Annotated in this window: 17 protein-coding genes; 13 read left to right on the top strand and 4 right to left on the bottom strand. The window is 68.7% G+C overall.

The window, feature by feature from the left end:
• Nucleotides 1-147: 147 nt before the first annotated feature.
• The 3 genes from V8246_RS05720 (at nucleotide 148) to V8246_RS05710 (ending at nucleotide 3,510) form a co-directional block, all read left to right on the top strand.
• Complete coding sequence (locus V8246_RS05720) at nucleotides 148-360, top strand: ParD-like family protein (protein ID WP_336188285.1); 213 nt, start codon at nucleotides 148-150, stop codon at nucleotides 358-360.
• Nucleotides 357-1,133: a type I methionyl aminopeptidase gene (map, locus tag V8246_RS05715; protein ID WP_336188284.1), complete on the top strand. Its 777-nt coding sequence runs from the start codon at nucleotides 357-359 to the stop codon at nucleotides 1,131-1,133. Before V8246_RS05720 ends, map begins: the two co-directional genes overlap by 4 nt.
• A gap of 286 nt (nucleotides 1,134-1,419) precedes the next feature.
• On the top strand, nucleotides 1,420-3,510 hold the full coding sequence (locus V8246_RS05710; protein ID WP_336188283.1) for a TonB-dependent receptor: 2,091 nt from the start codon (nucleotides 1,420-1,422) through the stop codon (nucleotides 3,508-3,510).
• 49 nt (nucleotides 3,511-3,559) lie between these two features.
• Here V8246_RS05710 and V8246_RS05705 read toward each other — a convergent pair whose 3' ends face one another.
• On the bottom strand, nucleotides 3,560-4,930 hold the full coding sequence (locus tag V8246_RS05705; RefSeq protein ID WP_336188344.1) for a glycoside hydrolase family 30 protein: 1,371 nt from the start codon (nucleotides 4,928-4,930) through the stop codon (nucleotides 3,560-3,562).
• 390 nt (nucleotides 4,931-5,320) lie between these two features.
• Here V8246_RS05705 and V8246_RS05700 point away from each other — a divergent pair, with 390 nt between their 5' ends.
• Together V8246_RS05700 and V8246_RS05695 are read left to right on the top strand one after the other, a co-directional pair.
• Nucleotides 5,321-6,331, top strand: coding sequence for a LacI family DNA-binding transcriptional regulator (locus V8246_RS05700; RefSeq protein WP_336188282.1), 1,011 nt, complete (start codon nucleotides 5,321-5,323; stop codon nucleotides 6,329-6,331).
• A gap of 61 nt (nucleotides 6,332-6,392) precedes the next feature.
• Nucleotides 6,393-7,247 carry an NAD-dependent protein deacetylase gene (locus tag V8246_RS05695; protein ID WP_336188281.1) on the top strand — a complete coding sequence of 285 codons (855 nt, stop codon included), beginning with the start codon at nucleotides 6,393-6,395 and terminating at the stop codon, nucleotides 7,245-7,247.
• On the opposite strand, the gene V8246_RS05690 is transcribed toward V8246_RS05695, so the two are convergent.
• The gene (locus tag V8246_RS05690) at nucleotides 7,219-9,426 is read right to left on the bottom strand and encodes an EAL domain-containing protein (RefSeq protein ID WP_336188280.1); all 2,208 of its coding nucleotides are present in this window, start codon (nucleotides 9,424-9,426) and stop codon (nucleotides 7,219-7,221) included. The genes V8246_RS05695 and V8246_RS05690 overlap by 29 nt on opposite strands.
• Before the next feature lie 411 nt (nucleotides 9,427-9,837).
• Between V8246_RS05690 and V8246_RS05685 the strand changes: the two genes are divergently transcribed.
• The 4 genes from V8246_RS05685 to hemC all read left to right on the top strand — a co-directional run bounded on the left by V8246_RS05685 (nucleotide 9,838) and on the right by hemC (nucleotide 13,160).
• Entirely contained in the window at nucleotides 9,838-10,665 is an 828-nt protein-coding gene (locus V8246_RS05685) for an energy transducer TonB (RefSeq protein ID WP_336188279.1), read from the top strand.
• A 36-nt stretch (nucleotides 10,666-10,701) separates the two neighbouring features.
• On the top strand, nucleotides 10,702-11,388 hold the full coding sequence (locus V8246_RS05680; protein ID WP_336188278.1) for an alpha/beta hydrolase: 687 nt from the start codon (nucleotides 10,702-10,704) through the stop codon (nucleotides 11,386-11,388).
• Between the two features lie 94 nt (nucleotides 11,389-11,482).
• Nucleotides 11,483-12,214 carry a LytTR family DNA-binding domain-containing protein gene (locus V8246_RS05675; protein WP_336188277.1) on the top strand — a complete coding sequence of 244 codons (732 nt, stop codon included), beginning with the start codon at nucleotides 11,483-11,485 and terminating at the stop codon, nucleotides 12,212-12,214.
• Nucleotides 12,215-12,251: 37 nt separating this feature from the next.
• Nucleotides 12,252-13,160, top strand: a complete 909-nt coding sequence (gene hemC, locus V8246_RS05670; protein WP_336188276.1) for a hydroxymethylbilane synthase — start codon at nucleotides 12,252-12,254, stop codon at nucleotides 13,158-13,160.
• Between the two features lie 13 nt (nucleotides 13,161-13,173).
• On the opposite strand, the gene V8246_RS05665 is transcribed toward hemC, so the two are convergent.
• On the bottom strand, nucleotides 13,174-14,079 hold the full coding sequence (locus tag V8246_RS05665; protein ID WP_336188275.1) for a DUF481 domain-containing protein: 906 nt from the start codon (nucleotides 14,077-14,079) through the stop codon (nucleotides 13,174-13,176).
• Nucleotides 14,080-14,560: 481 nt separating this feature from the next.
• On the opposite strand from V8246_RS05665, the gene V8246_RS05660 reads away from it, so the two are divergent.
• Complete coding sequence (locus V8246_RS05660; protein ID WP_336188274.1) at nucleotides 14,561-15,532, top strand: YafY family protein; 972 nt, start codon at nucleotides 14,561-14,563, stop codon at nucleotides 15,530-15,532.
• A 115-nt stretch (nucleotides 15,533-15,647) separates the two neighbouring features.
• Here the strand turns inward: V8246_RS05660 and V8246_RS05655 are convergent, their stop codons facing one another.
• Nucleotides 15,648-16,232 (bottom strand): lipocalin family protein, encoded by a 585-nt coding sequence (locus V8246_RS05655; RefSeq protein WP_336188273.1) that lies wholly within the window; start codon nucleotides 16,230-16,232, stop codon nucleotides 15,648-15,650.
• A gap of 141 nt (nucleotides 16,233-16,373) precedes the next feature.
• Here V8246_RS05655 and V8246_RS05650 point away from each other — a divergent pair, with 141 nt between their 5' ends.
• From V8246_RS05650 to V8246_RS05640, 3 genes are all read left to right on the top strand, one after another.
• On the top strand, nucleotides 16,374-16,691 hold the full coding sequence (locus V8246_RS05650; protein WP_336188272.1) for a hypothetical protein: 318 nt from the start codon (nucleotides 16,374-16,376) through the stop codon (nucleotides 16,689-16,691).
• A gap of 76 nt (nucleotides 16,692-16,767) precedes the next feature.
• Nucleotides 16,768-18,873 (top strand): prolyl oligopeptidase family serine peptidase, encoded by a 2,106-nt coding sequence (locus V8246_RS05645; protein WP_336188271.1) that lies wholly within the window; start codon nucleotides 16,768-16,770, stop codon nucleotides 18,871-18,873.
• A 62-nt stretch (nucleotides 18,874-18,935) separates the two neighbouring features.
• Complete coding sequence (locus V8246_RS05640; RefSeq protein WP_336188270.1) at nucleotides 18,936-21,107, top strand: S9 family peptidase; 2,172 nt, start codon at nucleotides 18,936-18,938, stop codon at nucleotides 21,105-21,107.
• Nucleotides 21,108-21,148 lie beyond the last annotated feature (41 nt).

The following is a 21,148-nucleotide window of genomic DNA, read 5'->3' as shown; positions in this document are numbered from 1 at the left end:
TACTCGGGGGAGGGCGTTGCTGCAGATGCCGGCGGGTGCCGAAAGGTTGCAGTCGTGTCCCGGATGGCGGTCGACCCTCCCGCGACGCGGGATGCAGGGGATATGCGAATCATATATGATTCGTATATTCCCCGACACGAGGCACCCATGGGCATAGTGAACATCGACGACGATCTGCACGATCAGATCCGGCGCGCCTGTACCGTCTCCAGCCGATCGATCAACGCGCAGGCCAACTTCTGGATCAAGGTCGGCATGCTGTGCGAGATGAATCCCGACCTGAGCTTCCAACAGATCGTCGCCAACGAGTTGCGGGCGGCGGGAGTGCGGCCACATCCCTTGCGGCCGGGGCGCGCGTGATCAAGAGCGCCGCCGAAATCGCCCTGATGGCCCGGGCCGGCGCGCTTCTGGCCCAGGTGTTCGATGCGCTGGGAGGCCTCCGGCTGGAGGGCCGGAGCACGCTGGAGATCAACGACCTGGTGGAACGCATGATCGTGGACGACCTGCATGCGCGGCCCGCCAGCAAGGGCCAGTACGGCTTCCCCTACGTGCTGAACGCCTCCATCGACAACGTCGTCTGCCACGGGGTGCCGTCATCGGACGATGTGCTCCGCAGCGGCCAGATCGTCAATCTCGACATCACGCTCGAAAAGGACGGCTATATCGCCGACTCAAGCACGACCTACCTGGTGGGCGAGGTGGCTTACCCCGCACGCCGGCTGGTGGAGGCGACGTACCGGGCGATGTGGAAGGGGATTGCGGCAGTCCGCCCGGGCGCGCGACTGGGCGACATCGGCCATGCGATCGCGCACTACGCCCATGCCCAGGGCTACAGCGTGGTGAAGGAGTACTGCGGGCACGGCATCGGTCGGGACATGCACGAAGCGCCCCAGGTGCTCCATTACGGCCGTCCCGGCACCGGCCTGGTGCTGGAGGAAGGCATGGTGTTCACCATCGAGCCGATGCTCAACCAGGGGAAGGCCGCGATCCGCGCGCATCCGGACGCGTGGCCGGTGTACACCCGCGACGGCAAGCTGTCGGCCCAGTTCGAGCACACCATCGCGGTCACCCGCACCGGCGTGCGTGTGTTGACCCTGCGGTCCGGTGAAACGCCACTTTGCGGCGTGGACTGAGCGCACCGCCACGAAGGCGCCGGATGAGCGTTCGCCGCCACCGGAGCGGTCGGAATGCCGTCGCGCAGGACTCGCCGGCTGAGGGGATGGCGGAATCCGCGCGTGGTATATGCTGCCGGCCACGTTCCACTTCTTCCTTTCGGGCTCAACGTCGGCGCCCGGCGACAACCGACCGGTGCGATGCGACGTCGTCGCATGTGCGCGGTCGCGGGTTGCGCAGGCGTCCCGGCGACCGGTTATCTGCATGCATGCGATCTCGCGATTCTGTTGGATGGTGAGTGGCGCCATGCTGGCGCCTCCGGCCCTGGCCGAAGAAGCCGGCACATCCCGCGCGGCCGAGACCCTGGACCGCGTGGTGGTGACCGCGACGCGGCTGGAAGCGGTCACCGCGTTCGATACGCCCGCCTCGATCAGCGTGATCCCGATGGGGGACGGGGGTGCACGCACGCAGGCGGCGCTGTCGGAGGTGCTGGACGGCGTGCCGGGCGTGCAGGCGCGCGAACGGCAGAACTTCGCGCAGGACACCCAGTTGTCGATCCGCGGCTTCGGCGCACGGTCCACCTTCGGCGTGCGGGGTGTGCGGCTGTACGCCGACGGCGTGCCGGCGACCATGCCCGACGGTCAGGGACAGGTATCGCACTTCAGCATGCTGGGCGCGGACCGCGTGGAGGTGTTGCGGGGCCCGTTCTCGGCCCTGCATGGCAATTCCTCCGGTGGCGTGATCCAGGCATGGAGCGATATCCCGGACGAAGGCCAAGACGCCCGGCTGCAAGCGAGCCTCGCCAGTCACGACACGTTCGTGCTGGGCGCGCGCCTGCGTGGCGCCGGCGATGGGGTGGGTTACAACGTCGCGGCGTCCGTGTTCGATACGCGGGGCTATCGCGACCATGCGGCCGCGCGGCGCGAGTCGTTGAACATCCTGCTGCGCGTTCGCCCAGGGGCCGGCACGCTGGACCTGGTCGCCAATCATTTCGATGCGCCCGATGCGCAGGATCCGCTTGGCCTGACGCGGGCGCAGGCCTGGCCGTCGCCCCGCCAGGCTTCGCCGGTGGCCACGACATTCAACACGCGCAAGTCGGTGGGCCAGGACCAGATGGGTGCGGTGTATGCGCTGCCATTCGGCGACGGGCACCAGATGCGGGTGATGGGCTATGGTGGCCGGCGCGATGTCGAGCAGTTCCTTGCGCTGCCTGTCGGTGCGCAGGCCAATCCTCTCAACGCGGGCGGCGTGATCGACCTGGACAACACCTATGGCGGCGCCGACCTGCGCTGGTCGTGGACGGGACGCCTCGGTGAGCGGCCTGTCGAACTCGCGGCCGGCCTGAATGCGGATCGGCAGCGGCAGCATCGCCGCGGTTACGAGAACTTCGTCGGTCCTGCACTGGGCGTGCGCGGCAGTTTGCGGCGCGACGAGCGCAACACGGTGCAGAACGGGGACCAGTACCTGCAGGCATGGTGGCGGTTCGCGCCGCGCTGGTCGCTGCTGGCGGGTGCGCGCCGCAGCCGCATCACCTTCGCGTCGCGGGATGCGTACATCACCGCGACCAATCCCGACGACAGTGGACGCGTCACCTACGATCGCAGCCTGCCGGTCGCAGGACTGGTGTTCTCGCCGAGCGAGGCGTGGCGCCTGTACGCTTCCTGGGGGCGTGGCTTCGAGACGCCGACCTTCAACGAACTGGGTTACCGCGCCGATGGCGCCGCCGGCCTGGCGTTCGACCTGCGTCCGGCCGTCAGCCGCAATGTCGAGCTGGGTACGAAGTGGCGGGTTTCGGACGGGACGGGACTGGAGGCGGCCGTGTTCCGTGCCGATACCGATGACGAACTCGCCGTGGCGCGCAATGTCGGCGGACGCAGCAGCTACCGCAACGTCGGCGCCGCGCGCCGGCAGGGCTTCGAGCTGCAATCCGATGTGCCGCTCGGCGAGGCGTGGCGCGTGCAGTTCGCGTACACCTGGCTGGACGCGATGTTCCGCGACAGCTTCCCCATCTGCACCGCCGCCGGTTGCACCACGCCCGGCGTGCGGGTCGCCGCGGGTACGCGCATTCCCGGCATCGCGCGCCAGCAAGCGTCACTGCGGCTGCGTTGGCAGGGCGAGCGGTGGCACGCGGCGGCGCACCTGGTGGGCGTGGGCGATGTCACCGTCAACGACACCGGCAGCGAGCGTGCGCCTGGCTACGGGCTGCTGCACCTGGAAGCAGGCCGTGACTGGTCGTGGGCGAGCGGCCGCCTGCAGGCGTTCGCCCGCATCGACAACGCGCTGGACCGGTTCCACATCGGCTCGGTGATCGTCAACGAAGGCAATGGGCGGTTCTACGAACCCGGCGCAGGGCGCGCTTTCACCGTGGGCGCCCGTTGGCTCTGGGAGGCGCCCTAAGTCGACGCCTGACGCCACGTTTCCAGGCGGGAACGACGCGCCCCCCGGCTCAGTTCACCAGCGTCTGGATCGCGCGCGCCGGGATGGTGACCACGGCCGAGGCCTGGCCCACGTAGAAGTTGTAGGCGATCTCCTTGTCGGTGGGATTCATCACCACCGTCGCCAGGCGTCCGTCCGGATTGACGAAGGACGTGGCCAGCAGGGTGCTGCGGCTGGTGGCGGTACTGACGCGGCGCGCCTGGGGCCGGATGAACTTCGAGAAGTGGCCGATGTAGTAGTAGCTGGGCGTGTAGATCAGCTCGCCGGTGCGCGTGTCGGCATGCAGCGGCGCGAAGCAGTAGTTGCCCACATGGTTGGGGCCGCCCTTCTCGTCCAGCAGCATGTTCCAGTCGGTCCAGCCCACGGCGCCATTGTTGAGGTCGTGGATCATCGAGGTGCCGTAGCGTTCGGCGTTGGGCCAGTGCTGGTAGCGCGCCGGGTCGAACTTCTCCACCGCCGCCTCGGTCAGCAGCACGGGCTTGTCGGGAAAGGCCTCGGTCACGGCCGCGACGTTGCGGAACATGGGGTCGAAGCCGGCCCAGGTTTCGTACCAGTGGAAGCCCAGTCCCCATGCGTACTTGGCGGCTTCCGGGTCGCCCAGGATCACCTGCGCGCGGTACAGCATCATGTCGCGGTTGTGGTCCCACACGATGATCTTCTTGTCGGCGTAGCCGGCGGCATGCATCGTCGGGCCGAGGTAGTCCTTGAGGAAGTCGCGTTCCTCCTCGGCCGTGTACAGCATCGACTCCCAGGTCTGGGTGGCCATCGGTTCGTTCTGCACGGTGATGCCCCAGATCGGCACGCCTTCCTTTTCGTAGGCCTGGATGAACCTGACGAAGTAGTTCGCCCATGCCTGCCGGTACTCGGGCAGCAGCGCGCCACCGCGCAGCATGTTGCCCGTGGTCTTCATGAAGGCCGGCGCGCTCCACGGGCTGGCGAACAATGGCAGCTCGCCACCCGCGGCCGCGATGGCCTGCTTGATCATCGGCAGGCGGGCCCGCCGGTCGTGGTCGATGGAGAACGAGGCCAGCGCCTTGTCGCCCTCCTTCACGTAGGTGTAGCTGGCCGAGCTGAAGTCGGAACTGTGGATCGTGGTGCGGGCCAGTGAATACCCGATGCCGGCCTCCCTGTCGTAATAGGCGCGCATGAACTCGGCGCGCTTGTCCGGTGCGAGTGTGGTGTAGACCTCCGCGGTGGAGTCGGTGATCGCGCCGCCGATGCCCAGCAGCGACTGGAAGCGCCGCGTGGGATCGATGAACACCGAGTTCTCCACTTCGGTGAGCGCGTGGCCGCCTTTCAGGGTGACGGTCCCGGCCTGGCTGAGGCGTTGCCCGGTGTCCTGCGCGGTGGTGTAGATCGTCACGGTGGCCGATGTCGGCATGGGGCGCTCCTGGGGTGGTGCGGCCTCTGCGTGCGTCAGGCCGGCGGCCATCGTCGCGCCCAGCGCGACGGCGGTGAACAAGCGGTGGGAATGCATCGATGTGCCTCGTGAGCAAGTGCGCGGAGCGGCCAGGAAAGCCGGGTGCGCCACGTTATGGTTGACAGCGCTGTCATACCGCTGCTACTTGTGGCTGTCAATGGAGCGCGCGCCCGGTGGCGCGACAGTGTGACGCCCTGCCTGCCCAGGGCGGACAGGAAGCGCGGGCGTGTTGCCCTGCAGCAGGATCGGCATGACGTCGCGGAGCGCCCGATCGCGGTATCCAAGGGGCGGCCGGGGCTGTCAGAATCCGGCGTCGTGCCGGGAGAGTGGTCGGGAATGGAGCGGGAGCGCATGCGTAGTCGGATCGAAGATGTCGCCGCTGCCGCTGGCGTGTCGATGAAGACCGTGTCGCGGGTGCTGAACAACGAGCCCAACGTGCGGGACGAAATGCGGCAGCGGGTGATGGCGGCCGTGGAGAAGCTGCAGTACCGCCCCAACCTGTCCGCGCGCAGCCTGGCGGGGCAGCGCTCCTACGTGATCGCGCTGGTCTACAACAACCCGTCGCGCAACTACCTGATGGAAATCCAGAACGGCATGCTGGAAGCCTGCCGCGACAACCACTACAACCTGGTGCTGGCGCCGGTAGGCGCCTCGCGCCAGCGCAAGGTGGACGACCTGAAGGTGGTGTTCGAGCACTTCGCGCCTGACGGCGTGGTGCTGATCCCGCCTCTGACGGACGATCCGGTGGTGCTGGAGTTCCTCGAAGCGCACGACGTGGCCTTCGCCTGCATCGCACCCAAGCATCCGGGCGGCCGCATCGGCGTGATGATGGACGAAACCGCGGCCGTGCGTGAGCTGATCGCGGGCCTGGTGGCGCAGGGCCACCGCCGCATCGGCCACATCAAGGGCCCGCCCGCGCACGGCGCATGCCAATGGCGCTTCAAGGGCTATCGCGAAGCGCTGCGCGGGGCCGGGATCGAGTACGACGAGGACCTGGTTGTGCAGGGCGCGTTCTCGTTCGAGTCCGGCATCGAGTCCGGCAATCGCCTGCTGGACCTGGAGCGGCCGCCCACCGCGATCTTCGCCGCCAACGACGACATGGCGGCCGGCGTCATCCGCGCCGCGTGCGAGCGCGGCTTGGCGGTGCCACGCGACATCTCCGTCTGCGGGTTCGACGACACGCCGATCGCGCGCCACATCTATCCGGCGCTGACCACGGTGCGCCAGCCCACCTCCGACATGGGGCGCCTGGCCACGCTGCAGCTGCTGGCGCGCATCCGCGCGGCGGACGCCGGCGGCATGGTGCATGTCGAACACGAGGTGCTGTTCCGGGAATCGACGCAGCCGCCCGTCAGGCACTGAAGCCCCCGACGACGGCGCAGGCCGCGGCCACGCCGGGGCCGGCATGGCCTATGCTGCGGTCATGAGCGACTCCCGGCTCGAGAACTTCATCGCGGCGCACAGGCGCCTGTTCGTGCTGACCGGTGCCGGCTGCAGCACGGGGTCGGGCATCCCCGACTACCGGGACGAGCATGGGGCGTGGAAGCGCACGCCGCCGGTGACCTACCAGGCCTTCGTCGGCGACGGGATCACCCGTCGGCGCTACTGGGCACGCAGCCTGGTCGGCTGGCCGCGCATCGCCCAGGCGCAGCCGAATGCGGCGCATCGCGCATTGGCGGCGTTGGAAGCACAGGGGCGCTGCAGCCAATTGCTGACGCAGAATGTCGATGGCCTGCACCAGGCCGCGGGAAGCCGTGCCGTGATCGACCTGCACGGCCGTCTGGATGCGGTGGTCTGCCTCGGGTGCGGTGCATCGTCGTCGCGCGCGGACGTCCAGCGGCGGCTGGTGGAAGCGAACCCGGCCTGGGCCGGGCTGGCGGCAGGTGCCGCACCCGACGGCGATGCGGACCTGGACGATCGCGATTTCGCCACGTTCCAGGTTCCTGCGTGCGACGCCTGCGGCGGCATGCTGAAGCCGGACGTGGTGTTCTTCGGCGAGAACGTGCCGCGCATCCGGGTCGACGCCGCGATGGCGCAACTCGCGCAGGCCGACGCCATGCTGGTGGTGGGTTCCTCGCTGATGGTCTATTCCGGCCTGCGGTTCGTGCACGCGGCGGTGCGTGCGCAGATCCCGGTGGCCGCCGTCAACCTGGGCCGCACCCGGGCAGAGGACCTGCTGCGGTTCCGGATGGCGGCGCCGTGCGGGGACGCGCTGCGCTTTCTGCTCGGTGCCGACGTGCCGGCGCCCGTCACGCCGCCGGCGGCGGCTGCAGGCTGATCCAGCGTTCCAGCGAGTGCGGCGACAGCGGGCGCGAGACGTAGTAGCCCTGCAGCAGGTCGCAGTCCAGCGAGGCCAGCACGGCGCGCTGCGCCGCGTTCTCCACGCCTTCGGCCACCACCTTCAGCGACAGGCTCTCGCCGATGCGCAGGATGGAGGTGGTCAGTGCGCGCGCCGATTCGCTGTGCTCCAGGTCGCGGACGAAGCTCATGTCCAGTTTCAGTTCGCTGATCGGCAGGCGGTGCAGGTGGCTCAGGCTGGAGTAGCCGGTGCCGAAGTCGTCGATCGAGAGACTGACGCCCATCCGGTGGATCGCGTCGATGTTGGCCAGCACCTCCGGCTTCTGCGCCAGCATCACGCTCTCGGTCACCTCCACCATCAGCTCGTGCGGCGCCAGCCCGCACTTGCCCAGCACGTTGCCGATGAAGGCGGGCAGGTCCTGCTGCTCGAAGTTGATCGCCGACAGGTTCACCGACACCCGCGGCACCGGCACGCCGCGACGGCGCCAGTCGGCCATCTGCGTGCAGGCCTCCTCCAGCGTCCAGCGGCCCAGCTCGTCGATCAGGCCGCACTCCTCGGCCATCGGTACGAAGGTGGCGGGCGAGATCTCCCCGATTTCCGGATGCCGCCAGCGCAGCAGCGCCTCCACGCCATGCAGGCGGGCGTCGTCGTCCAGCACCACCTGCGGCTGGTAATGCAGGCGCAGCTGCCCGCTGCGCACGGCCTCGCGCAGGGCATTCTCCAGCGCCAGGCGCTCCTGCATGGCCTGGTTCATCTCCAGGCTGTAGAACACGATGCGCGCGCCGCCCTCGGACTTGGCGCGGTACATCGCGATGTCGGCGTGGCGCACCAGCGAGTCGACGTCCCAGCCGTCGGCCGGAAACATGGCCACGCCGATGCTGGCCTGCGGCGCCAGCATCATCCGGCCGGCGATGACCGGTTCGGCCAGCCGCGCCATCAGCCGGTCGGCGAGGTTGGCGGCTTCTTCCGCGCTGCGGTCCGGCACGGCCAGCACGAACTCGTCGCCGGCCAGCCGCGCCACCACGTCGCCTTCGCGCAGCTCGCCGCCGAGCCGCTTGGCCAGTTCGCGCAGCAGCGTGTCGCCGGCGGAGTGGCCTTGGGTGTCGTTGACGATCTTGAAGCGGTCGATATCCACGAACAGCAGGGCCACCGCGCTGTCGCGGCGCGCGGCGCCCAGCAGCATCTGTTCCACCTTGCTGTTGAACAGCGCCCGATTGGGCAGGCCGGTCAGGGTGTCGAAGAACGACAACTGGTGCATGCGCGCGCGTGCGCGGTCGCGCTCGATGGCCAGGGCGCACAGGTGCAGGCAGACATCGACCACGCGCTGGTGGAACTCGTCCGGCGCGCGGTTCTCCCAGTAGTAGAGGGCGAACGTGCCCAGCACGCGCCCGTCGTGGCCCTTCACCGGATTGGACCAGCAGGCGCGGATCCCCAACGCCAGGAAAGGCGCGTTGTAGGCCTGCCAGCGCGGGTCGCGTTCGATGTCGCTGCATTCGACCGGTTGCCCGCTCCAGGCCGCCGATCCGCATGCGCCGACCATGGGGCCGGCCAGCTCGCCGTCGATGATGGCGGCGATCTGGTCGGGCAGGCTGGGGGCCGCCAGCGGACGCAGGCGACCGTAGTCGTCCAGCCCGATCACCGAGGCCACCGCCTCGGGCATCACCTTCTCCACTTCGCGGCAGACCAGGGTCAGCACGTCCTGCAGCGGCTGTTCGCGGATGATCGCGCCCAGGACCTTGCGGTGCAGCTCTTCGTGCAGCTTGCTATGGGTGATGTCGGTATAGACGCCCAGCAGGTAGCGGACATTGCGGTCGGGGTCGTACACCGGGTTGACCACCGCCGAGATCCACAGCGGTACCCCGTTCTTGGCGTAGACCAGCAGCTCGGTCCGGTAGCCCTGCCGCGTGTCCAGCTGCCCGCGCACCCATTCGACCGTTTCCGGGTCGGTATGCGGGCCGGCCAGGAAGTCGCTGGGCCTGCGGCCGGCAGCCTCCTCCAGCGTATAGCCCAGCATGCGCGTGAAGCCCTGGTTGATCCAAGTGACGCGGGCCGCATCGTCGCAGACGACGACCGCATTGTCGCTGTGGTCGATGACCCAGGACACGTCGCGGCCGCCATCGACGAGATGCGACGGCGTGGCGATCGCAGTCGGCCTCACAGTCGGTTCTTCCCCAAGAACGGTTTCTGTCGGATGGTCCGGGTTCGCCACGGCGTTCTCTGCTCGGCCGCCCCCGAAACGGGGCTGTATGGGACGCTATCGGCCCCCGATCGCCGCACTTTACCTGAAGCTGCCGCCCGCGCGAGGAGACGCCGTTGGCTGCAAACGTTTCCATTGCGGCGGCCGCACGTCGCCGCCCGGGCCTGGCCGCCAGCACCTGCAATGGGCGGGATACGCGTGCGCGTCGTGTCGCCGCATCCCTGACGCACCGTCGTCATGAAGGCGTCCTAGCCTTGCCGCCGCATCAAAGGGGTGGCCATGAAAGCGAGGTGGAAGGTTGGGGGGGTCGGTGTGGTGTTCGGCCTGGTGGCGTGCGGGGAGGCGCCCCGTCCTGCCGGGGTGGAGGGGGACATGTCGCCTGTGGATGGAACGGCGTACGCCGTCGCCCCGGGCACGCCCTACATGCGTGCCGAGCGCGCGCTGGCAGAGGGCCGGATGGTGGCACCGGCCGGCGACAATGCCATCGACCACTATCTGGATGCGCGCGCCCAGGCTTCCGAACGTGTCCGCGCCCAGGCGGCGCTGACCGAACTGCAGCCGTACGTGCTGATCGCCGCCGAGCAGGCGATCGCGCGGGGCGACGGTCGTGAAGCGGCGCGCCTACAGGCGCTGATCGCCCGCATCGATCCCGGCGCCCCCGCGCTGCCGCGGCTGCGCGCCGGCCTGCACTCACTCGTGCGCAAACAGGAGGTGCGTGATGCGGAAGGGGCCGCCGCCATGCCGTCGCCCGCTGGGCGCTCATCGGCCGCCGTGGCGGAGCGCATCGTCGCCGCGACGACCGCGACCGAGTCGGTGATATCGCCCGCACGTGTGCCGGAGCCGCCGCCTGCGGCCGCCGCCGCCGTCGTGCAGGCGCCGCCCCGTTCCTCTCTGCCCCCGCCACCGGCCTCCCCCGAGGCGGAGGCGCGCGCGCCCCGTCTGCTGCAGGACGCACAACCGCGATATCCATTGCCGGCGCTGCGCGCGCGCATCGAGGGGGAAGCGCAGGTGGCCTTCACCATCCAGCCCGACGGCAGCGTGCGCAACGCACGGTTGCTGTCGTCGACGCCGCCCGGCATGTTCGAGGCCTCGGCGCTGGCCGTGGCGCAGCGCTGGCGGTTCGAGGCCACGGGGCGCGCGCATGACTCCAGCCGCACGGTGCGCTTCCGCCTGCCGTCCGCGGGCGCCCGCGATGGCTGATTGGTGTCCATCGGCGTCTGCGGCGACAATGGCCGCATGACCCTCACGACCGACACTCCGCTCCTCGACACCGTCGAACACGAAACCGGCGCATCGCCGCAATGGTCCGTGCTGTGGCTGCACGGGCTGGGCGCCGACGGCCATGACTTCGCACCGCTCGTCCCGGAACTGGTGCGTCCGGACTGGCCCGCGCTGCGGTTCGTGTTCCCGCACGCGCCCGTGCGCGCAGTGACGATCAACAACGGCGTGCGCATGCGCGCGTGGTACGACATCGTGGGCATGGACTTCCCCACCCGGGCGGACAGCGCCGGGATAGAGGAGTCGCTGGCGCAGGTGGATGCGCTGATCGCGCGCGAGCAGGCGCGCGGCATCGCGCCGGAGCGGCTGCTGCTGGCCGGATTCTCGCAGGGCGGCGCCATCACGCTGGCGGCCGGCCTGCGCCGGCAGGTCCCGCTCGCCGGCCTGATCGCCTTGTCGACCTACCTGCCGGGCGCGGCACAGGCGGCCCAGTTTCGGGTCGCGGCAGCGACTGCGCAGCCGGTGTTCATGGCCCACGGCACGGGCGACCCGGTGATTCCGTTGGTCCACGCCGAACGGAGCGCGCAAGCGCTCGGCGAACTGGGCTTCGATGTCGAATGGCACCGCTATCCGATGGCCCACCAGGTCTGTGCGGAGGAAATCCGTGACCTGGGTGACTGGATGGGCCGGCGGTTTGCGTTGTAATGGCCGTGCGTCCCCGACGGGTGACGCAGGGCGCTGCCATCGGTAACCTAGGCAGCGGGGGATCACGCCAACGTTCATCGAGGACGCCTTTGCCGTGAAAGTGGTCATCGCCGACGACGAACCCCTCGCACGCGAACGCCTGCGCGCGCTGCTCGCCGAACATCCCGGCATCGACGTGGTCGCCGAGGCCGAAAACGGGCTGGATGCGCTGCAGGCCTGTTCGCAGCACCGTCCCGACATGGTGCTGCTGGACATCGCCATGCCCGGCGTGGATGGCCTGGAGGCCGCCCGCCACCTGGCAGCCTTCGATCCGCGGCCCGCCGTGGTGTTCTGCACGGCGTACGACGAACACGCGCTGTCTGCGTTCGAGGCCGCCGCGATCGACTACCTGATGAAGCCGATCCGTTCCGAGCGCCTGGCCGCCGCGCTGGAACGCGCGCGCACCTTCATCGCCGGGCGCGAGACGCACGCGCCGGCGACGTCGAGCCACCAGCCGCGCACGCACCTGTGCGCGCGCCTGCGCGGCAGCCTGCGTCTGATTCCGGTCGACGAGGTGCATTACCTGCAGGCCGAGGAGAAGTACGTGGTCGTGCATCATGCGCGCGGCGAGGACCTGATCGAGGAGTCGCTGAAGTCGCTGGAGGAGGAATTCGGCGGGCGCTTCGTGCGCATCCACCGCAACTGCCTGGTGGCGCGACACGAACTGGTCGAGATCAAGCGCGTCGGGGACGGCCACGTGCAGGCCATCCTGCGCCACGGTAAAGCCCCGCTGGAAGTCAGCCGGCGCTGCGTGGCGGGCCTGCGCGAGACGGTCAAGGCGCTCTGACCTGCGCGGGAGTCGTGGCATGCGGGATAATGCCCGCATGACCACGCTGCGCATCGCCACCCGCAAGAGCCCGCTCGCCCTCTGGCAGAGCGAACACGTCGCTGCACGCCTGCGCGAGGCGCATCCCGGCCTGGCCGTGGAACTGGTGCCGATGAGCACGCGCGGCGACGAAGTGCTGGACCGCTCACTGGCCGCGATCGGCGGCAAGGGCCTGTTCCTCAAGGAGCTGGAACTGGCCATGCTGCGCGGCGAGGCCGATTGCGCGGTGCATTCGCTGAAGGACGTGCCGATGGAACTGGAGGGCCCGTTCGCGCTGCCGGCCATCCTGACCCGCGCCGATCCCGCCGACGCTTTCGTGTCCAATCACTACGACGGCATCGCCTCGCTGCCGCATGGCGCGCGGGTGGGCACGTCCTCGCTGCGCCGTCAGGCGCAGCTGCGCGCACTGCGCCCGGACCTGCAGCTGCTGGACCTGCGCGGCAACGTCAATACGCGTCTGGCCAAGCTGGATGCCGGCGACTACGACGCCATCGTCCTGGCCTGCGCGGGCCTGCAGCGGCTGGGTTTCGCGGCCCGCATCCGCGCGCGCCTGGATGCACCTCACTGGTTGCCGGCGCCGGCGCAGGGCGCGGTGGCGGTGGAATGCCGTGCGGAGGATCCCGCCATGCACGCATTGTTCGCGGCGCTGGACGATGCCGCCACCCGCATCTGCGTGGAGGCCGAGCGTGCGATGAACCGGGCGCTGCACGGCAGCTGCCACGTACCGGTGGCGGCGTTCGCGCAACGCCACGCCGATGCGCTGGTGCTGTCGGGCCTGGTGGGCTCGGCGGCGGAGGGGCAGGTGATCCGGGCCGATGGCAGGGGCCCGCTGGACGATCCCGAGGGTCTGGGCCGTTCGGTCGCCGCGCGCCTGCTGGAACAGGGCGCGGGCGCGTTCCTCGCCTGAGCGGCGCGCGAGCCTACTTGAAGCGGTAAACCACGTTCATGGTGGTCAGGGTGTCGGTCTTCTTGATGTCGGGCGCCACGTCGCTGTTGTGGCGCGCCTGCCAGCCGGCCTTCAGGGCCAGGTGCGAGTTCATCGTCACCGACACGCCCAGGTCGTTCTGCGCGAACGTGTTGTATTCGCCCGACTCCACCAGCAGTTTGTTGACGATCTCGGTGTTCTCGCTCAGCGCGTAACGCAGGTCGATCAGCCCGCGGCCGATCAGGCTGGCTTCGGTGCGGCCATCGAGCGTGTCGTAGGCGCGCCGATAGCCGGGCCCCACCTGCAGGTCCAGGTGCGCGCGCTCGTTCTCGATCACCCGGTTGCCGTAGCTCAGGCTGAGCGACTGCTGGCGGCTGTAGGTGCCGAAATCGTCCTCCTCGTGGCGCAGCGACGTGTTCAAGGTGCCGCGATCGTCCATCAGGTAGGCGCTGTTGGCGGTGACGGTGTAGCGGTTGGCGGTGGTGCGCGTATCGCGCACCTTGCTGCCGTCATCGTGGGTCCGCAGGTACTCCGAACGCGAATGCAGGCCGAACAGGCTGGCGCTGTGCCGCCAGGCGCCGCCGTCGGTGTAGGTCAGGTCCAGGCGCCCGTTGAAACTTTCGGTATTGCTGTTGCCGCTGGCCGCGGCGAAACCCAGTTCGCCGCCTCCGGTGAACGTGGGGGCAGGCGGCGTGGGTTCGGGGGCGGGTTCCGGCACGGGTCGCACGGCCATCGCCACCACCGGCAAGGCGGTACTGCCTTCCTTGCCGAAGCCCTTGCCTGCGTGCGGGGCCTCCACCTTGTCGTTGCGTGGCAGCAGCACCTCGGTGGCCTGGGTGGAGCCCAAGCCGGCCGCCAGCAAAGCGGGTGCGAGCAGGAAAGCGGTGGTCGGGCGGGGCATGGTCGGTCTCGGGGGGTGTAAGCGATTACATGGTAGACAGCGGCCGTCGCCGCAACAACCCAAGTGCTTGTTCCGATTCAGGTTTGCGCCATGCATTCTGCCATGGGTGAGCCGGCGATTCAGGAACGTCGTCACGGTCGGCCGCGCCGTAGGGTGGCTGCAACGCCCCGCAGGCCCCGATCGGCCATGCCGGCCTGGTCTTGTGGAGCGGAGCGATGCCTCGCGTGCCGGTGGGTGCGGCAGCACAGGATCGCCCCCACGGCCGTCGTGCCTGGGTGCGAGGTCCGGCAGATGCAGGTCAGCGCCTCGGGTCCGTGCGTTGAGGGCGTTGCGGCGGCGTGGACACGCCGTGACGCCGGGCACCGCACGGGCCCCAGGCGCCGCCGATGCAGCGCCCCCTGTAATGCCTCCAACGGCGGGCAGCCGGTGAAAACGGCCATGCCTCGGCGATAATCCGGACACGCCCCCTGCCGTGCCGCCCATGGACAAGATCGAACGCATCACCGCCCTGCACCGCATCCTGAAGGCCGCTCGCTATCCGGTCACCGTGAAGCGGCTGCAGGAGGAACTGGGTTGTTCGCGCGCGACGGTCTACCGCGACCTGGCCTATCTGCGCGATGCGCTGATGGCGCCCATCGAGGGCGATGGCGAAGCCGGCTTCCGCTACCACGCCATGGAGAGCGAGCGTTTCGAACTGCCCGGCCTGTGGCTGAGTTCGGAAGAACTCTATGCGCTGCTCGCTGCGCAGCAGCTGCTGGTGCGCACCGGCGGTGGCGTGCTGTCGGGCGCGCTGGCACCGTTGCAGAAGCGGATCGAGGGCCTGCTGGCCGACCACGCCGGCGTGTCGCAGTGGCCGGTCGACCGGGTGCGTGTCATCCCGCATCGCGGCCGCAAGCTGGACGAGGCCAGCTTCCGCACCGTCGCCTCGGCCGTGCTGGAACGCAAGCAGCTGCAGTTCGAATACCGGGCGCGTTCCACCGACGAGCGGACGCGCCGCACGGTGTCGCCGCAGCGCATCACCCACTATCGCGACAACTGGTACCTGGACGCGTGGGACCACGAGCGCAACGCCCTGCGCAGCTTCGCCGTGGACCGCATCGGCAATGCACGGCTGAGCGAGGAGCCTGCGCGCGACCTGCCCAACGAGGAGCTCAACCAGCACCTGGCCTCGAGTTACGGCATCTTCTCCGGCGAGCCCAAGGGCTGGGCGACGATCGTCTTCAGCGCCAAGGCCGCGCGCTGGGTCGCCGACGAACAGTGGCATTCCAAACAGCAGGGCCGCCACCTGCCCGATGGCCGCTACGAGCTGAAGATCCCGTACAGCGTCTCGCGCGAGCTGCTGATGGATATCCTGCACTACGGCGCCGACGCGGAAATCGTCGAGCCGGCCGTGCTGCGCGAACAGGCCAAGGCGCTGCTGGAGCTGGCGCTGTCGAACTACGAGAAGAAGTGAAGTGATGCCAGTGCGGTGGTGGGAACGACGTGAGTCGCGAAGTTTCGCGGTTCGCCTCTGCTGCCAGCGCGACTGACGTCGCTCCCACACGCTCCCCGCCTGTGTCGATGGCCTGTCACGGCGCCTTCGTCTCCCCGAACCCCGGCTTCCCCACCTGTTCCGGCGCCTGCGGTATCCGCACGAGCTGGCGGGCATTGATGCCATGGTCGCGCGCGCGCTTCACCAAGTCCTGGTAAAGCGAGTCGTCCATGATGGGGTCGCGGGCCAGGATCCAGCCCATGTCGCGGCCCGGATAGTCGGCCAGCGCCCAGGAATAGTCGGGGGCCACCTCGACGATGCGCCACTTGGCCGGCACCACGCCGACGAACCACAAGGTCCATTCACGGTTGCCGGATGCTTCCTTCACCGATGCGCGCGCTTCGCGCACCTGTTCGGGCTGGTCGAACCCTTCGCGATAGTGGTACGCAACGCCGACCTTGTCGCGGTCGCGGAAGGCGTATTCGTAACGTGCCGCCACGTGCCCGCGTTCGGCGAAGTAGGGAATGTGCGCCACCACGTGCCAGGTGCCCATGAAGCGGGGCAGGTCCACGGCCGCCGGACCTTGCGGCACCTCGCCGCGGCTGGCGCAGCCGGCAGCGGCCACCAGCAGGCAGGCAAAGAGGGCGAAACGGACCGCGCGGTGGATCAACGCCATGGGCATGTCGGATTTTTCCTTCCCTTCATACGGACACGCTCGTCATCAGGATGCGACGGCGATGTTAACCGGGGATGTCGCAATCCGTGAGATGCGCGTGCGCGAGTGTGACGGCGTACCGCCATCAACCCACGGGAGTCCGCCGCCATGTCCGCCGCATCGTTCGACTTTTCGTCCCCCGCTTCCCAGGATCGTCCCGACGCCGGCCTGGACCGTGCGTTGCGCAGGGTCGTACTTGCGGGCCTGGCACTGGTGTTGCTGGTGCCGCTGGCCCGGGCCAGCACCGACGCCCTCGGATGGCTGCCGCTGTGGCTGGTGGGCATGCCGGTGGCGGCCTGGTGGGCGCTGCACCGGTTCCGCCTGCCGACGGTATTGCGCCGGATCCGCCCCGCGGCCGTCCGCCGTCGTGCGCCGCAGGCCCGGCGGTTGCGCGCCCGCGGCACAGGTCTCGCCCGGGCGGCCTGACCTTCGGCAGGGGGTGACCTCCGGGCCTTGTGCTAGCGTGGCATGTTCATGAACTGCACCTCCGGAGCCACTCCCGATGCCCAGACTTACCCACGCCTGCCTGGCCGCCGGCCTTGCCGTTGCGGGCGCCCTGTCCGTCCCTGTCCATGCGAAGGAGGCTGACGTGTCCAACGACCCGTACGCGTGGCTGGAGGAGGTCGAAGGCCAGAAGCAGCTGGACTGGGTGAGGGGCGTCAACGCCAAGGCCGAGGCCGAGATCGCGGCCACGCCGGCGTTCAAGCAGCTGGAGTCGGACATCCGCGCCATCCTCGATTCCGACGCCAAGATCCCGGGTGTGCAGAAGATCGGCGACTACTACTACAACTTCTGGAAGGACAAGCAGCACGAACGCGGTGTCTGGCGCCGCACCACGCTGGTCGAGTACCGCAAGGCACAGCCGCGGTGGGAGACCGTGCTGGACCTGGACGCGCTGAACAAGGCCGAGGGCAAGAACTGGGTCTGGCACGGCGCCGACTGCCGCAAGCCCGACTACACCCGCTGCCTGATCGCGCTGTCGCGCGGCGGCGCCGACGCCGACGAGACCCGCGAGTTCGACCTGGTCAACAAGAAGTTCCTCGCCGACGGGTTCTACCGCCCCGAGGCGAAGGGCGGCCTGGGCTGGAAGGACGCCGATACCGTCTACGTCTACACCGACTTCGGCGACGGCAGCATGACCAGCTCGGGCTATCCGCGCATCGCCAAGGAGTGGAAGCGCGGCACGCCGCTGGAGAGCGCCACCGTCGTCTACGAAGGCAAGCCCGACGACATGTACATCGCGGCGTTCCATGACGACACGCCGGGCTTCCAGCGCGATTTCGTCAGCCGCACGCTGGCGTTCTACAACGACGAGCTGTACCTGCGCCGCACCGACGGCACGCTGGCCAAGATCGATGCGCCCAACTCGGCCAACAAGGGCGTGCACAAGGAATGGCTGACCCTGGAGCTGCGCGAGCCGTGGACGGTCGGCGGCAAGACCTATGCGGCCGGCAGCCTGCTGGCGGCCAGGTTCGACGACTTCATGGCCGGCAAGCGCGACTTCGATGTGCTGTTCGCGCCGACCGCCAAGACCTCGCTGGCCGGCTTCACCTGGACGAAGAGCCATCTGGTGCTCAACGTGCTGGAGGACGTGAAGAACCGCCTGAGCGTGCTGACGCCGTCGGCCTCGGGCTGGACCACCAGCGCCTTTGTCGGCGCACCGTCCTTCGGCACGGTCGGCGTCAGCGACGTGGACAGCGACGACAGCGATGCGGTATGGCTGACCGTCACCGACTACCTGACCCCGACCACGCTGTCGCTGGCCGAGATCGGCCAGCCGCCTGAGCAGCTGAAGTCGATGCCGGCGTTCTTCGACGCTTCGGGCAAGAAGATCGAACAGCACTTCGCCACCTCCAAGGACGGCACCAAGGTGCCGTACTTCCTGGTCCGCCCCGAAGGCCTGAAGTACGACGGCCGCACGCCGACCCTGCTGTACGGCTACGGCGGCTTCGAAATCTCGCTGACCCCCGGCTATTCCGGCGGCGTGGGCAAGGGCTGGCTGGAGAAGGGGGGCGTCTATGCCGTCGCCAACATCCGCGGTGGCGGCGAGTACGGCCCGCGCTGGCACCAGGCGGCGCTGAAGGCCAACCGCCACAAGGCGTACGAGGACTTCGCCGCGGTCGCGCAGGACCTGATCGCCCGCAAGATCACCTCGCCGAAGCACCTGGGCATCCAGGGCGGCAGCAACGGCGGCCTGCTGACGGGCAACATGCTGACGCAGTACCCGGAGCTGTTCGGCGCCGTCGTCGTGCAGGTGCCGCTGCTGGACATGAAGCGCTACAGCCATCTGCTGGCGGGTGCCTCGTGGATGGCCGAGTACGGCAACCCCGATACCGCCGACTGGGAGTTCATCCAGACCTTCTCGCCGTACCACCTGTTCGATGCGGAGAAGGACTATCCGCCGACGCTGTTCATGACCTCCACGCGCGATGACCGTGTCCATCCGGGCCATGCCCGCAAGATGGCCGCGAAGATGCTGGAGGCGGGCAAGGACGTGCGCTACTACGAGAACATCGAAGGCGGCCACGGCGGTGCGGCCAACAACGCCCAGGCCGCACACATGAGCGCGCTGGCCTACACCTTCCTCTGGCAGCGACTGAGCAAGTAAGCGTCCGGCGCCCCTCTCCGGAGGGGCGTCGCCATTGCATCCCGCGTCCCCGGACCCCATCCATGAAGCCGACTTCCCTTCTGCTTGCCGCCACCGTCCTGATGAGCACTCCGATTTCCTCCGCCCTGGCCGCCAGTGCCACCCCGCCCGACGTGGCGAAGAAGCCGCACGTGGTGAAGGCGCCCCATGGCGCCGAACGCAACGACGAGTACTACTGGCTGCGCGACGACAAGCGCGAGAACAAGGAGATGCTGGCCTACCTCAACGCCGAGAACGCCTACACCGATGCGGTGATGGCGCCGCTGAAGCCGCTGGAGGACAAGCTGTACGAGGAAGTCGTCGCGCGCATCAAGCAGGACGACGCCAGCGTGCCGTACCGCGAGCGCGGCTGGTGGTACTACGCGCGCTTCGTCACCGGCAAGGACTATCCGGTGCATGCGCGCCGCAAGGACGGCCCGGGTGTGGATGCCGTGTCGATCCAGGCCGCTAATGCCGCCGGCGACTTCGCCGGCGAGCAGGTGCTTCTGGACGTCAATGCGCTGGGCGAGGGCAAGGACTACTACAACGTCGGCGACTATGAGGTCAGCCAGGACAACCGCCTGCTGGCCTATGCCGACGACACCAATGGCCGTCGCCAGTACACCATCCGTTTCAAGAACCTGGATACCGGCGAGATGCTGCCGGACACGGTGACCAATGCCGAGCCGAACCTGGTCTGGTCCGACGACGGCCGCACGCTGTTCTACGTGGACAAGGATCCGGAGACCCTGCTCAGCAAGCGGGTGAAGGCGCACGTGCTGGGCACGCCGGCCAGCCAGGACAGGCTGGTCTACGAAGAGGAAGACGACAGCTTCTACATGGGCATCGGCCGCAGCCGCGACGACAAGTTCATCTGCATCAGCGTCGAGAGCACCGTGTCCTCCGAAATGCGCTGCACGCCGGCCGCCAGTCCCGGCGTGTTCACCGTGCTGGCCCCGCGCGAGCGTGACGTGGAGTACCAGGCCGACCACCTGGGCGATCGCTGGGTGATCCGGACCAACGCCGATGGCGCCACCAACTTCAAGATCGTGACCGCGCCGACCGACTCGGTCTCGCGCAAGGACTGGAAGGACTGGGTGCCGCATCGCGACGACGTGTTCGTCGAGGGTTTCGAACTGTTCGACGGCTTCAGCGTGGTGGCCGAGCGCGCCAATGCGCTGGAAAGCCTGCGCGTGATCAAGGCCGACGGCAGCAGCGACTACGTCAATGCCGACGAGCCGGCGTACTCGATGGGCCTGTCGGCCAATCCGGAAACCGGTACCGACTGGCTGCGCTACAGCTACACCTCGATGACCACGCCGGCCACCACCTACGAGCTCAACACGAAGACGGGCGAACGCCGCCTGCTGAAGCAGCAGCCGGTGCCAGGCTACGACGCGTCGAAGTACGTCACCGAGCGCGTGTGGGCGCCGGCGCGGGATGGCAAGACGAAGATCCCGGTGACGCTGGTGTACCGCAAGGATGTGGCGCGGGACGGCAAGGCGCCGATGCTGCAGTACGCCTACGGCAGCTACGGTGCGTCGATGGATCCGAACTTCAGCATCACCAACGTCAGCCTGCTGGACCGCGGCGTGGTGTACGCACTGGCCCACATCCGCGGTGGCCAGGAAATGGGTCGCGCGTGGTACGACGACGGCAAGCTCTACAACAAGATCAACACCTTCACCGACTTCATCGACGTGACCGATTACCTGGTGAAGGAAGGCTACGCGGCCAAGGACCGCGTGGCGGCGATGGGCGGCAGCGCCGGTGGCCTGCTGATGGGCGCGGTGTCGAACATGGCGCCGGAGAAGTACAAGGTCATCCTGACCCTGGTGCCGTTCGTCGATGTCGTCACCACGATGCTCGACCCCACCATTCCGCTGACCACCAACGAGTACGACGAGTGGGGCAACCCGGAAGAGAAGGGCTACTACGACTACATCCTGACCTATTCGCCCTACGACAACCTGCAGGCCAAGGCCTATCCGGCGATGTTCGTCGGCACGGGCCTGTGGGACTCGCAGGTGCAGTACTGGGAGCCGGCCAAGTACGTCGCCCGCCTGCGCGACCTCAACACCGGCAAGGGCCCGGTGGTGTTCCGTACCAACATGGAAGCCGGCCACGGCGGCAAGTCCGGCCGGTTCCGCCAGTACCGCGAGCGCGCCGAGATGTTCGCCTTCATGCTGGACCAGCTGGGCGTCGCCTCGAAGTAGGCGGCACTGCGGGACAGGAAGAAAGCCGGGGAAACCCGGCT

Source organism: Pseudoxanthomonas sp. F11 (genome assembly GCF_037046485.1).
In the GTDB taxonomy this organism is placed as follows: domain Bacteria; phylum Pseudomonadota; class Gammaproteobacteria; order Xanthomonadales; family Xanthomonadaceae; genus Pseudoxanthomonas_A.
Note: the sequence above shows the minus strand (reverse complement) of the source record. Positions and strands in the feature narration are given on the sequence as shown.